The 12,282-nt window shown below is 48.5% G+C and carries 14 protein-coding genes; 5 read left to right on the forward strand and 9 right to left on the reverse strand.

Annotated features, from left to right (window positions below; translation table 11 throughout):
* The first annotated feature begins 49 nt into the window (after positions 1-49).
* Together queE and WG68_RS07250 are read left to right on the forward strand one after the other, a co-directional pair.
* Positions 50-718 (forward strand): 7-carboxy-7-deazaguanine synthase QueE, encoded by a 669-nt coding sequence (queE, locus tag WG68_RS07245; RefSeq protein ID WP_200897553.1) that lies wholly within the window; start codon positions 50-52, stop codon positions 716-718.
* Positions 718-1,140: a nuclear transport factor 2 family protein gene (locus WG68_RS07250; RefSeq protein ID WP_046557000.1), complete on the forward strand. Its 423-nt coding sequence runs from the start codon at positions 718-720 to the stop codon at positions 1,138-1,140. Before queE ends, WG68_RS07250 begins: the two co-directional genes overlap by 1 nt.
* On the opposite strand, the gene WG68_RS07255 is transcribed toward WG68_RS07250, so the two are convergent.
* Positions 1,111-1,692 (reverse strand): LON peptidase substrate-binding domain-containing protein, encoded by a 582-nt coding sequence (locus tag WG68_RS07255; RefSeq protein ID WP_046557001.1) that lies wholly within the window; start codon positions 1,690-1,692, stop codon positions 1,111-1,113. The genes WG68_RS07250 and WG68_RS07255 overlap by 30 nt on opposite strands.
* A 183-nt stretch (positions 1,693-1,875) precedes the next feature.
* Between WG68_RS07255 and WG68_RS07260 the strand changes: the two genes are divergently transcribed.
* A complete protein-coding gene (locus tag WG68_RS07260; RefSeq protein ID WP_046557002.1) occupies positions 1,876-2,637 on the forward strand; it encodes a substrate-binding periplasmic protein in 762 nt (253 codons plus the stop codon).
* 16 nt (positions 2,638-2,653) lie between these two features.
* On the opposite strand, the gene WG68_RS07265 is transcribed toward WG68_RS07260, so the two are convergent.
* The 4 genes from WG68_RS07265 to bepA are packed head-to-tail and all read right to left on the reverse strand — an operon-like array spanning position 2,654 to position 5,512.
* Positions 2,654-3,094 (reverse strand): DUF2069 domain-containing protein, encoded by a 441-nt coding sequence (locus WG68_RS07265; protein WP_046557003.1) that lies wholly within the window; start codon positions 3,092-3,094, stop codon positions 2,654-2,656.
* The gene (wrbA, locus tag WG68_RS07270; protein ID WP_046557004.1) at positions 3,094-3,678 is read right to left on the reverse strand and encodes an NAD(P)H:quinone oxidoreductase; all 585 of its coding nucleotides are present in this window, start codon (positions 3,676-3,678) and stop codon (positions 3,094-3,096) included. Before wrbA ends, WG68_RS07265 begins: the two co-directional genes overlap by 1 nt.
* Positions 3,678-4,025, reverse strand: a complete 348-nt coding sequence (arsC, locus tag WG68_RS07275) for an arsenate reductase (glutaredoxin) (RefSeq protein WP_046557005.1) — start codon at positions 4,023-4,025, stop codon at positions 3,678-3,680. The genes wrbA and arsC overlap by 1 nt, the downstream gene beginning before the upstream one ends.
* Positions 4,026-4,063: 38 nt before the next feature.
* Positions 4,064-5,512, reverse strand: coding sequence for a beta-barrel assembly-enhancing protease (gene bepA / locus WG68_RS07280; RefSeq protein ID WP_046557006.1), 1,449 nt, complete (start codon positions 5,510-5,512; stop codon positions 4,064-4,066).
* 240 nt (positions 5,513-5,752) lie between these two features.
* Here bepA and WG68_RS07285 point away from each other — a divergent pair, with 240 nt between their 5' ends.
* A complete protein-coding gene (locus WG68_RS07285) occupies positions 5,753-6,853 on the forward strand; it encodes an AI-2E family transporter (RefSeq protein WP_046557007.1) in 1,101 nt (366 codons plus the stop codon).
* A 6-nt stretch (positions 6,854-6,859) separates the two neighbouring features.
* Here the strand turns inward: WG68_RS07285 and WG68_RS07290 are convergent, their stop codons facing one another.
* From WG68_RS07290 to WG68_RS07305, 4 genes are all read right to left on the reverse strand, one after another.
* Positions 6,860-8,881: a TonB-dependent receptor family protein gene (locus WG68_RS07290; protein ID WP_235357693.1), complete on the reverse strand. Its 2,022-nt coding sequence runs from the start codon at positions 8,879-8,881 to the stop codon at positions 6,860-6,862.
* 13 nt (positions 8,882-8,894) lie between these two features.
* Positions 8,895-10,016, reverse strand: coding sequence for a PQQ-dependent sugar dehydrogenase (locus WG68_RS07295; protein ID WP_046557008.1), 1,122 nt, complete (start codon positions 10,014-10,016; stop codon positions 8,895-8,897).
* Between the two features lie 107 nt (positions 10,017-10,123).
* Positions 10,124-10,594 (reverse strand): thioredoxin-dependent thiol peroxidase, encoded by a 471-nt coding sequence (gene bcp / locus WG68_RS07300; RefSeq protein ID WP_046557009.1) that lies wholly within the window; start codon positions 10,592-10,594, stop codon positions 10,124-10,126.
* A 49-nt stretch (positions 10,595-10,643) separates the two neighbouring features.
* A complete protein-coding gene (locus WG68_RS07305; protein WP_046557010.1) occupies positions 10,644-11,165 on the reverse strand; it encodes a glycine cleavage system protein R in 522 nt (173 codons plus the stop codon).
* Between the two features lie 179 nt (positions 11,166-11,344).
* Here WG68_RS07305 and dapA point away from each other — a divergent pair, with 179 nt between their 5' ends.
* Positions 11,345-12,226, forward strand: a complete 882-nt coding sequence (gene dapA, locus WG68_RS07310) for a 4-hydroxy-tetrahydrodipicolinate synthase (RefSeq protein ID WP_046557011.1) — start codon at positions 11,345-11,347, stop codon at positions 12,224-12,226.
* Positions 12,227-12,282: the final 56 nt, after the last annotated feature.

Consider the following 12,282-nt stretch of genomic DNA (forward strand, 5'->3'; position numbering starts at 1 on the left):
CTTGAACATCGCGGTCAGATCACCTGCTTGTACTTAAGGAACCCGCGGCTTGCTGTATAAGGTTAACGAAATTTTTGAAACTATTCAGGGTGAAGGCAGCTTTACTGGTGTACCTGCCATTTTTATCCGGCTGCAAGGCTGCCCGGTAGGTTGTAGCTGGTGTGATACCAAACATACCTGGGCAGTAAACCCGGATTTACAGGTGAAACTTGATTCGGTCATGGCGAAGTCTGCCGAGACTGAGCAGTGGGCAGCGATAACTGCCGAACAACTACTGGCGCTATTTCAGGAAAAGGGCTATCAGGCACGGCATGTGGTGATTACCGGCGGCGAGCCCTGTATGTACGATTTAAACCCCTTGTGCAATACGCTGCATGCTGCAGGTTATCAAACGCAGATTGAAACCAGCGGGACTTTTGCCGTACAGGTTCCGGCCAAAAGCTGGGTGACAGTGTCACCCAAAGTCAATATGAAAGGTGGCTACAAAGTATTACAGAGTGCGCTGGACCGGGCTGACGAAATAAAACACCCGGTCGCCATGGACAAGCATATTGAGCAATTGTTGCAATTACTGCAACAAACCGATATAAGCAATAAGCTGATTTATTTACAACCGATAAGCCAGCAAGCTAAAGCAACGGCGCTGGCTATTAGCTACTGTAAAAAATATAACTGGCGGTTAAGTGTACAAGTGCATAAATATATAGGAATTGCGTGATGCCGCCGACGATTGAAGCTTTTTTTCAGCAATATGCCGATGCTTACTGCCAATATCAAACCGACCAATTGCTGCAGATGTTTTCATTGCCGTGTATGTTGCTGACCGACAGCAGCAAGCATGTGATATTAGAGCAGCAAATGGGGCGAAGTTTGCTTGAACGCTTGTTTAAGGCTTATCAGCAACTGCAAATGGATCATTTGCGGCATGAAATCACCAGTATGGTTAAACTGTCTGACTCGCTGTATTTTGTCAGTGTACAAGGGCGGTTTTATCTGGCCGATAACCGCCTGTTATTGCAATGCCATACTTCTTACACGCTGCAAAAACAGAGCGATGGCTGGAAGATTGTGGCAGTGGTGATGGATGATGAGGAGCAGGAATTGCAGCGGCTAGGTATTATGCTCGAGCCAGTTTTGTAATGCTTCCAGGCAGGTTAAGGGGTCGTGCTCAGCGGACAATTTCTGTTTTAAACCAGGCTGCATCGGCATTAATTCAAGCCAACGTGACGCCAGCCAACTGGCATTGTCTAATTGGGGCTGTGGATAAAGCTGTTGTAGTTGCGGGTATTCTGCCAACAGATGCGACAGTGATGTTGCCAAGTCGGAATAGCGTGGCCCCAGCGGAATTTCTGGCCAGCTGTCAAGCTCAGTAACCTGAGCAATATTCAGACTATCCTCTTCCTGCCAACGCTGATTAATCTGTACCCGGCCAATACCTTTGACGGTTATTCCTAATAAACCATCGGCTAATTGCTCAAAGTCTGCTATTTCTACTTCGGTAGCCAACGGCAAAATACGATCTTTGTGCTGCTGGGTAACAAAAGGATTTAACAGCGCCATAGCAAAGCCTCGCTTGCCAAGGCCCGCTTCTTTAACCAGCCGGATGTAACGCTTTTCAAATAGCCGTAAGCGCATTTTGCCGCCAGGTAAAATAAAACTGCTTAATGGAAATAGTGCCAGTTGTTTACTCATACTACCGATTATTAACTTTTGGTTGCTGCAGATGCTGTTAATACGGCTGCTCAGCTCTAACAGATCGGCTGCTGTTGCTTATTTCCTTTAAAGCCAGACTGGCTATTTTAGTAAAGCCTGATAGATTTATAAAGTAAGCGATGCTGCTGCGCGCTGTAACTACCGGTAATAAATGAGGTAAATATGCAGTCGTTCCTTCGTTATCTCGTCACTCTGCCGTTGCTGCTTGCCACCAGCCATTTGGTGATGGCTTCGGCTCAGCCAACACAGTTACGTGCGGCGGTCAGTGACTCGAATACTCCGCCTTATGCTATTTTTGATGCTTCTGGCAAGCTAAGCAGCGGCTTAAGTAAAGATATTCTTGATGAGTTGGCGGTGCTGAGCAAACTGGAGATCCTTTATCTGGATTTACCCAGAGCGCGGATTGAAGGCTGGCTGGAAACAGGTCAGGTCGACATTGCCTGTTTTTTAAACCCGGACTGGGTTGCCCAGCCGGGGTTGTATGAATGGAGCCCGCCGCTATTTGCCACCCAGCAACTGTTTATCCGCAGGGCTGACAGTCCAGCCATTACGGCACTGCCTGATTTGGCCGGCAAACGGGTAGGGACTACCCGGGGCTTTACTTACCCTGAACTGGAGCAGGTATTTGCCCTTGGTGATGTGATCCGCGATGATGCGCATACCTTACAGAGTAATTTGCAACGGCTGGAGCAGGGCCGGCTTGATGTGGTAATGAGTGTCGATTTGTCCTATTACTTTTTTATGAGCCAGGGCGGACTGGGACACTTTGGGGCAGACCCTATCTGGTCGGAACCGCCATCAGTATACTGTGCAATAAGCCGCTACAATCCCCAGCTTGCAGCGCAGTTGCGCACCGGACTGGAGCAATTAGTCAGTAGCCAGTTTATTAACCTGCAGTTACGCCGTTATAAAGGCCATCATTAAACCAAACCCTTGGCAGCTATTGCCTGGGGTCATCTTTTAGCCTGGGGATTTTCAAACCGAGTTCCATGCCGCGATAACGGGCATAGTAAGTGCAACCAACAAACATAATAGTGGCCAGCACCAGCTCAATCAGTGCCAGCATTTGATACCAACCGGCGCTTACCCATAAGTTGGTTAAGCTATGCAGGAAATAGATCATCACAATAAAGTTGGCCCAGGCAAAGGTGTAGGCTTTACCTTTGATAATGCCATACATTGGCAACCAAAGTGGTAACCAAAGCAAAGCGGTACTGATTAATCTGTTGCCTGTTAGCTCACTGGTCTCACCATAGCTGGCTGGCGCCAGCCACAGTAACCAGACTGGAATGAGCAGCCACAAGCCCCAATAGCCCAGGCGAGCCAGGATTAAATAAGTTTTAGTGCGTGGCGCCATCACCACTTCAGTTTGTTGATTCATTATTTATCGAAACCTGCAGATTTTAATGCCATGCTCAATTGAGCAAGCCGCTTGCCAAAGGCCACAGCTAAACGTTGTTCATCGACGCTCAGTTTGTTGTTGCCCTGTAAACCACTGACATGGGTAGGACCATAGGGGGTGCCACCTGTTTGGGTATTATGTAATTCAGGTTCAGCATAGGGAATGCCCATTAGTACCATACCATGGTGCAATAATGGCAGCATCATACTTAACAAATTGGCCTCGTTGCCGCCATGCATGCTACCCGAGGAGGTAAACACGCCTGCCGCCTTATTAATAAGTTCGCCTTTTAGCCAGGCGCTGCTGGTGTTGTCCCAAAATGCTTTGGCTTCCGCCGCCATATTGCCAAAGCGGACCGGGCTGCCAAAAGCCAGACCTTGGCACTGTGTTAAATCTGCATCGCTGACCAGCGGATGCCGACATGGCTGGGCGCTGTCGAAACTGGCAATACAGCGGATCACGGCAGTGGCGCCAGCCTGAGCAATACCAATGGCTATTTTCTCAGCCAGTGCTGCCACGCTGCCGTGTTTTGAGTAGTAAAGTACCAGAACCTGAGCCGTCATCAGAGAATGGCACTGATATTACTAAGCGGTCGGCCTATCGCTGCTTGCTCACCGTTCACGACGATGGGGCGTTCAATCAGCTTTGGATGCTCGCTCATCGTATTAATCAATTGCTGTTCAGTCAGGGCCGGATTGTCTAGTTGCAGTTCGCGATATTCGGCTTCCTTGCTACGCAATAAGTTACGGGCCGGCATATTTAACCTTACTAACAGTGCCGTTAATTCCGCCGCAGTCGGTGGCGTTTTCAGATACTCAATAACGTGAAGCGCGGTTGGGGTATGCTGTTGCAAAAAGGCTAATGCCTCGCGGCTTTTTGAACAGCGCGGATTGTGATAAATGGTGATCATATAATTTCCGTCAACTCTCTTTTGATAAGGTAAAGCCGTTACATGCGTTTCAGGCGCTCAAACTCAGCCTGAAGTTGTTGTTTCTTGGCTTCTAGCCGCCGGTTTTCCAGCCTGGCATTGTCACCTAATTGGTTTAAAGCTTCGTTCAGATCATCAATAGCTTTGGGGTAATTTGCCAGTTGATAGAATAAATCGGCCCGGGTTTCATAATATTTCGCGTAATCTTCTAAGCTTTTGTAAGCATCAGATAATAAGTCATATGCCAGAATATTGTCATTTTTAACGTATAACAAATTACGCAGCAAATGTACGGCCAGCCGGTAACTCCCAGCTTTAATCGCCGCGTTAGCATAGTTCAGTGTTACCACCTGATTGTTTGGCCGGAGCAAATATTCCTGTTCCAGCATTTCCAGCGCCTTTTTAAACTGACTTTGTCCCAGTAAGATATCGGTGTATACGTCAACATAGTAAAGGTTATGCGGGTCCTGTTGCAGCAAATCCTCAATAATTTTCTGGGATTCGATATAAAGCTTGTTATCGAGCTTAGCGATAGCCAGACCGTATAAGTTAGCCCGGGTATTACCGCCAGGTTGACTGAGCCGGCGCTGAAATATTTCAACCGTCTCTTTAACAGGGTATTGGTAGCGGGCCAATACCCGGGTTTTGCTAAGTATATAGTCCTGAGTATCAGGAATGTAACGTTGTGGAAATTGTTCGGCTCGCAAGCGGGTGTCACTGACCCGGGCTTGTGATAACGGGTGAGTGTGCAAGAACGCCAGCTGCTGATTGACAAAGCGGCTTTGCTGCGTGAGTTTATTAAAAAACTCCGGCACAGCGTAAGGGTCAAAGCCGGCATCGGCCAGAATTCGCATGCCAATCCGGTCTGCTTCCTGTTCATTGCCCCGGGTAAAGTTGATGGCGCTTTGCTGCGCAGCACCCTGAGTTGCCATCATCGCGGCCATGCCAGCCTCCGGATTGACGGTTGCCAGCACAATAGCACCGAGCATAGCGGCGAGTGACATCGGGGCACGTTGATTTTGTGCTTCGACAAAGCGGGCGATATGGCGTTGGGTCACGTGCGCAATTTCATGAGCGATAACTGAAGCAAATTCACTTTCCGAGTCAGAGATAGCCAGAGTGCCGGTATGCGACGCAATATTCCCCCCCAGGGTAGCGAATGCGTTGATTTGCTTATTGTTTACCCAATAGAATTTAAATGGAAACTTCACGTCATTGGCGCGGGCCACCAGCCGGTTACCCAGGTCATTAATGTATTCATCCAGCAGCGGGTCGTATACCATTGGTAAGCTGCCTCGGGTTTGGCGCATCAGTACATCACCCAGCTGCTTTTCTTTTTCAGGGGTAAGAGTGGAAAAAGCATTGCCACCAATATCGGGTAGCCCTGATTGCGCCAACGCAGGGTTTGCGATTAAACCAATACTTAACAGGCAACTGATTAATAACTGCTGTACTGCTGTGTGTGTCATAGCGCCCCAGGGAGTGAGTTTGCTGCTGTAAACTGCATTATTTGTCTGCGAATGGTCGTTTTAGTTCAGTATTTGCGGTGCGACTGGCGCTTTATTGCGCAAACCGCATAGTTAATGGCTACCACAGGCAATTTAGCATAAAACGTTGCCAGCCTGACAGATAAGCGACAAATTTTTGAGTAACTTGGTTATACTGACGCAATAAGTTGTTATTGCAAGCAAAAGGTTGGAGTAAGGCCCATGCTGGACTGGTTAAAAAAATGGTATACCAATAAGTTTTCTGATCCTCAGGTTGTAACGCTGTTCTTAACCTTACTTATCGGATTTCTGGCAATTTATTGGCTCAGTGGCATGTTGGGCCCGGTGCTGGTTGCCATAGCATTTGCTTATTTGCTGGAATGGCCGGTTGCCCGTTTAACCAAATTGGGCTTAAGCAGGACAATCAGTACCAGTATGGTGGTGATCAGTTTTATTACAATTATCAGCTTGATTATGATGTCAATTTTGCCCGCTGCTTGGGCGCAAGGCCGTAACCTGGCCCGGGACTTACCCAGTATGATTGAATCAGGTAAAAGCTATTTGCTGGAGCTGCCCGACATGCTGCCCGGTGTGATTAGCGCTGAGCAAATCAATCTGATGATCCAAACTGCCGATGAGCGTTTGATGAGCTTTAGTAAGGAAATTTTATCACTGTCGCTGGCGTCAATATTCGATTTGGTTGCCGTGTTAATTTACCTGGTGCTGGTGCCGGTAATGGTATTTTTCCTGCTGAAAGATAAAGACTCATTAAGTGCCAGTTTTGTCGGCTTATTACCCAAAGAGCGCACACTGATTAGCCAGGTATGGAATGAAATGAATGGCCAGATCATGAATTATATCCGGGGTAAAATTCTGGAGATTCTGATCGTTGGCGCGGTAAGTTTTGTCGTCTTTACCCTGTTTGGATTGAATTATGCTTTGTTACTGGCTGTGTGCGTGGGTTTTTCGGTGCTCATTCCCTATATCGGTGCCGCACTGGCAACCTTGCCGATAGCCCTGGTAGCGTTGTTTCAGTGGGGCTTGACTGCAGAATTTGGCTACCTGATGCTGGCGTACGCTATTATTCAGGCGCTAGATGGCAATGTGTTGGTGCCGTTACTGTTTTCAGAAGTGGTAGATCTGAACCCGGTATTTATTATTATTGCAGTGTTATTTTTCGGCGGTTTGTTTGGCTTCTGGGGGATCTTTTTTGCGATACCTCTGGCCTCGCTGGTTAAAGCAACTATTAAAGCCTGGTCAAGCAGGATTTATCCCGACAGCGATTCAGGTACTGGTGACGAGGCAAAACATGCTGTCGAATAACTTCGGCTACCATTGATAGCCCAGAGCGATACCGGCGGCTAACTCGCGACCAGTACCGGGTTCAAAAGCGCGGCCGTTGGCTTGATTAACCACCACCGCGCCAACATAACTTTTGTTGGTGAGGTTATCTACCCTGAGCCACTGGCGAAGCTGCCAGTGTTGATACTGTTGCTGGCTGCTGATGTTAAAATTAAACCGCAGCGCAGCCGGGGCAGAAGCCGTATTATTATCATCGGTATAAACTTTACTGCGATAATGGCTTTGCAACGTGAGCTGCAGAGGAACCGTTATCATCGGTTGATAATGCCATTGCCAGCTGATTTCAGCTGCGGCCACGCCAGGCAGCTGTTTGCCCTGTAACTCATTATCATTAAAGCGGGCTTGCATAATATGGCTGCTTAGCTCAGAGCGCATGGTGGCAGATAGCCGATAGTGCCAAAGTGCCTCAATGCCGCGTCTGAGCGTTTTACTACTGTTACGAAAACTGGTGCGCCCACCGTCACTGCTGGCTGCAATAATGTCGTTGTTAGTGGCGATACTAAAGAGACTGACACTGGCTCGATGCTGGCTGTTTTGCCATTTTAAACCGCTTTCCCATTGTTTATTGGTGCTGGCATCAAGTTGCAGATTAACACCACCACTGTCCGGGCTATAAGCTAATTCAGCCAAAGTAGGGGTTTCAAAGCCTTGACCGGCGCTGGCAAACCAGGCCAGCTGCGAGTTAAATTGCCAGTTCACCGCCAGTGCTAGCGCTTGTTGATAATAATTGCGCTGGCCACTGTCATCCGGATTAGCCCCCATTATAAAGTAATCATTAATCTGATAGGCTAAATCGGTATAACGCCAGCCGCCATGCCAGCTAAGTTGGCTACTGGCCTGATAATTTAGCCGGATAAATCCGTCGAGATTACTGGCCTGATTATTTTCGTCCCGGCGCAGCGCACCGCGCTGGCCAAAGTCGTTTACGTAACCAAAGCGACGGTCATCTGTCTGGCTGGCGCTGGCGCCTAAGACGGCAACAAGCGGCGCAGCCACATTCAGTTGATATTGACCTTTTATGCCCTGGTATTGTCTGTTTAGCTGCACTTCGCCACCGGCTGAGGTTATAGCTGCACCGGTAAATGCCAGGCGTTGGGCGATATCACGTTCACCATGCCATAGCGCTAATTGAAAGGGTGTATTGCTGTCATTGACTAAACTAGCACTGATTTGTTGCTGCTTGACGGTTTTTTCCGTGTCAAATAAGCGGGCGGCGGCGACGGTTTGGCGCGGATTATCCCGCCACTGCTCTGGGCTCAGGCTTAATGGGTCTTGCAGGTAGGGATCGTATGCCCAGTCGTAGCGCAGATTAAAATACAGGGTGTCGCTAATGCTGCGCTGCCAGTTAAGTTGCGCCTGATCTTTCGCTGCGCGGGAGTGTGGCCGGTAACCGGCTGTTTTAAATTGCTTGGCGGCCAGTTGCAGGCTTTGCTGCTTGCCCACCGCAGCCAGTTGCACTTGCTGTTGTTGATGGTGTTCACTAAAGGCAAGGTTGCTGACGATTTTGCTGCTGCCAGGCTTGCGGGTGTTTAAGGAGATTACGGCACCCGCACCATTGCCATAAAGTACCGCTAATGGCCCCCGCAGGACTTCAATGCTCTGCACCGTGTCAAGCAGCACGCTACCCAGCTGGCCCTGACCGTCGGGCGCACTGAGTGGTATGCCATCTTGCTCAAGATAAATGCCGCGGATGCCAAACGCACTGCGACTGCCAAAGCCTCGCACGCTAAGACGGGTATCCTGGGCAAAATTGGCCCGGCTGTCAGCCTGCAGACCAGGGATACCCTGCAGCAACTGAGCACTGTCAAACAATAATCCGGTTTGTTCAACCCAGTTAATATCAACGCTGGCAGGGCTTTGCAGCCAACTTTGTGCACTGTTGGTTGCTGTTACCACAATAATCTCAACAGGCTCATCAGCAGCAAGGGAGACAGTATAAAAAAGTGCCGCCATAGAGCTGGCGGTAACAAGCAGGTTGCAACGGCGCACTAGTGTCTTCCTGTTAGGGTTTGGGTGTTAAACGCAATATCTGACCGTTCTTTTGGTCTGTCAGCAGGTATATGGCGCCATCGGGGCCTTGCCGGACGTCCCTGATCCGCTGGCCGATCATGATCCGTTCTTCATGGGTGACTTTGTCACCGTTTAATTCCAGGCGTACCAGCTGACCAAATTTCAGTGAGCCGACCAACAGGTTTTGCTGCCAGGGTTTGAAGAGCGCTGCGGTATAGAACGTCATGCCACTGGGCGCAATGGATGGCGTCCAGTAATGCAGTGGCTGTGCCATGCCCTCTTTATGCGTGGTACCAATTTTGCCGCCGCCATATTCTTCGCCATAAGTGATAACCGGCCAGCCATAATTTACGTCAGCCCGGCTAATGTTAATTTCATCGCCGCCCTGCGGACCGTGTTCGTGTGTCCACAACTCTCTGGTTTGCGGGTGCAATGCTGCTCCCTGAATATTGCGATGACCATATGACCATACGTCAGCCAGTGCATCCTGGTGCGCTAAATACGGATTAAGATCAGACGGACTGCCGTCAGTTTTAATCCTGACCACTTTGCCGTGGTGAGTATCCAGCGTTTGCGCATCATCACGACGCTGACCACGGTCGCCAAGATTAATAAAAAGATCACCATTATCAGCAAACACCAGACGACCACCAAAGTGATGGCGGCTATTAAACTTTGGCTGCGCACTGAATACAACCTGCAGGTTGCGTAATGCATTGCCGTCTAAAGTAGCGCTGGCAACTGCTGTGCTGCTGCCATCTTCAGCAGGCTCATTGTAACTAAAATAAATTTGTTTATTTTCAACAAAATGGGGGTGAAGTACTACATCGAGTAAACCACCCTGGCCGGCAACGGTAATCTCAGGCAAACCGGTTATAGGGTCGCTCAGGCTGCCATCAGCATGAACATAACGTAGCCGCCCGGCACGCTCCGTTACCAGCATTTTAGCATCGGGTAAAAATGCCAAGCCCCAGGGATGCTCTAAACCTTGACTTACCACCGCTACCTGCAAGGTGGCCTTTTCAGTTTTGATGTCTGTGGTCTGAGCCTGTATCACTGTGCTCAGTGTCAGCAATATCGCACTTGCACTTAGTAACCTGATCATTTTATTCATAACATCTCCTGTCAGCTTTGATAGTTATCCTAACGGCTCTGCCAAAAATTCATAGAAAGATAGGCCAGAACAGCCAGCAAGCGCGATAAATTCCGTTTTATATTACCTTATTGGCTTGTCAGGTAATCGAGTACTACCTGATGATGGTCTTTTGTTTTGAATTTATCAAAAACATGGGCGATAGTGCCGTCCTGGTTAATCAGGAAGCTTAACCGATGCAAACCGTCGTATACTTTTCCCATAAACTTTTTAGTACCCCACACGCCAAAGCTGTCTGCTACCTGATGCGCTTCATCCGCCAGCAAGGTAAAGTTGAGCTGGTCGCGTTCAGCAAACTTAGCTAAGCGGGCAGGGGCATCGGTACTAATGCCAAGTACTGTTACACCCTGTTTGCTGATGTCGACAAGCGCATCGCGTAAGGCACAGGCTTGAACGGTGCAACCAGGTGTCATTGCTTTTGGATAAAAATAAATCAGTACCCGTCCTTTATCTAATAACTGGCTTAAAGTAGTGGCCTGGTTATGCTGATCTGGCAGGGTAAAGTCTGGAGCCTGCTGGCCTGCGGTTAATGTTTGCATATAGGGTCCTTATACTGATCATATTTAACATAGTAAATGGTTGCAGTGTTTACCGGCGGCTGAATGTGCCGTTTAACTGTAGTTCGGCTAATAAGCCCATTACTTCGTTTTCAATTACTGCGGGTATCACACCTTCTGGAATTTCGAGAGTCATTTGGCTGTGCATCTGCACACTGTTATCGTCAGCAACTGATGTGGCTGATTGCAAAGAACCAATATAAATATTGTGGCTGGCCAGTAAACCGGTAATGGCTCCCAGGGTGCCTGTGCGGTCAGGGCCACAATAATCAAGTATATAATGCGCTACTACCTGGCTGCGCGGACGCGCTGTTGTACGTTTGGTCATGGTAGTCAGATCAAGCTCTAAGCCTAAAGCTGGGATCAGATATTCAATTTTACTAATGGCGGCCTGATCTCCACAAATCAACATAATAAACGTAAATTCATTGCCAAAGACCGCCATTCTGCTATCAATAATATTGGCATTATAGTCAGTTACCAGACGTGCCAATTTGCTGACAATTCCCGTACGATCGGTGCCAATAGCAGTTATAACGAGTTGTTGTGACATAACACTCCCAGCAAGGCAAACTGATAATATTAACGATTTCTACAGGTGTTAAAGCTTAACATAAGCCGTCACCGTGAACTATTGGCATTATCGGTTTCCTGTCTTGTGTTTGTCTGCGGCACTCTTTAACATAGGCCGCCTTATTTATCTGTTACTAAGTTGTGGAGCCGGTTACTGTGATGTTCAGAGGAAGTTTAGTTGCCCTAATAACCCCAATGCAGCCCGATGGCGCTATTGATTATAGTGGTCTGGACAAATTGGTCGACTTTCATCTGCAGCAGGGAACAGATGGTCTGGTGATCATGGGAACTACTGGCGAGGCTGCAACCATCAGCTTTGCTGAGCAGTTACAGATTATTGCCAGAGTAGTTGAACGGGTAGCCGGTAAAATACTGGTGTTGGCTGGCAATGGTAGCAATGCAACCAGCGAAGGGGTGGCACGCACCCACCAGTTGGACAAACTGGCCATTGATGGCTTTTTAACAGTAACGCCATTTTATAATAAACCGATGCAAAAAGGCATGCTGGCGCATTTCCGGCATGTTGCGGCAGCGACTGAAAAGCCGATTTTATTATACAATGTGCCTGGCCGCACCGGGGTGGATTTACTACCCGAAACCGTTGCTGAGTTGGCGCAGACTGCCAATATTGTTGGTATTAAAGAAGCCACCGGCTCTTTAACCCGGCTGACAGAGTTACAGCAGCGTTGTCCGGCAGATTTTGCCTTGTTAAGTGGTGACGATGCCAGTAGTCTTAACTTTTTGCTGGCCGGTGGCCATGGGGTTATTTCGGTTACGGCTAACATCGCGCCGGCGCAAATGGCTCATATTTGTAAGCTGGTTGAAAATGACCAGCCACAGCAGGCAAGGGAAGCGGATAACTTACTGCAGGGCTTGCACCATCAGTTGTTTATCGAATCTAATCCGATCCCCACTAAGTGGGCATTACAACGTCTGGGTTTAATTGCTTCTGATTTTATGCGACTACCATTAACCCGGTTGGAACCAATTCATCACCGGGTAATCGAACAGGCATTACAACAGGCGGGTTTACTGACGTAATTGGCCGTGTTGGCCACACTATCGTTTTTCAGGACATATTTTCTCAGGAGTAGTAC

The organism is Arsukibacterium ikkense (assembly GCF_000987775.1).
Lineage (GTDB): Bacteria > Pseudomonadota > Gammaproteobacteria > Enterobacterales > Alteromonadaceae > Alishewanella > Alishewanella ikkense.

Excerpts from the sequence above, each read along its gene's own strand:
- arsC (WP_046557005.1), bottom strand. The coding sequence starts at position 4,025 with ATGATCACCATTTATCACAATCCGCGCTGTTCAAAAAGCCGCGAGGCA.
- bepA (WP_046557006.1), bottom strand. The coding sequence starts at position 5,512 with ATGACACACACAGCAGTACAGCAGTTATTAATCAGTTGCCTGTTAAGT.
- dapA (WP_046557011.1), top strand. The coding sequence starts at position 11,345 with ATGTTCAGAGGAAGTTTAGTTGCCCTAATAACCCCAATGCAGCCCGAT.
- WG68_RS07305 (WP_046557010.1), bottom strand. The coding sequence starts at position 11,165 with ATGTCACAACAACTCGTTATAACTGCTATTGGCACCGATCGTACGGGA.
- WG68_RS07250 (WP_046557000.1), top strand. The coding sequence starts at position 718 with ATGCCGCCGACGATTGAAGCTTTTTTTCAGCAATATGCCGATGCTTAC.
- WG68_RS07265 (WP_046557003.1), bottom strand. The coding sequence starts at position 3,094 with ATGAATCAACAAACTGAAGTGGTGATGGCGCCACGCACTAAAACTTAT.
- wrbA (WP_046557004.1), bottom strand. The coding sequence starts at position 3,678 with ATGACGGCTCAGGTTCTGGTACTTTACTACTCAAAACACGGCAGCGTG.
- bcp (WP_046557009.1), bottom strand. The coding sequence starts at position 10,594 with ATGCAAACATTAACCGCAGGCCAGCAGGCTCCAGACTTTACCCTGCCA.
- WG68_RS07295 (WP_046557008.1), bottom strand. The coding sequence starts at position 10,016 with ATGAATAAAATGATCAGGTTACTAAGTGCAAGTGCGATATTGCTGACA.
- WG68_RS07255 (WP_046557001.1), bottom strand. The coding sequence starts at position 1,692 with ATGAGTAAACAACTGGCACTATTTCCATTAAGCAGTTTTATTTTACCT.
- WG68_RS07260 (WP_046557002.1), top strand. The coding sequence starts at position 1,876 with ATGCAGTCGTTCCTTCGTTATCTCGTCACTCTGCCGTTGCTGCTTGCC.
- WG68_RS07285 (WP_046557007.1), top strand. The coding sequence starts at position 5,753 with ATGCTGGACTGGTTAAAAAAATGGTATACCAATAAGTTTTCTGATCCT.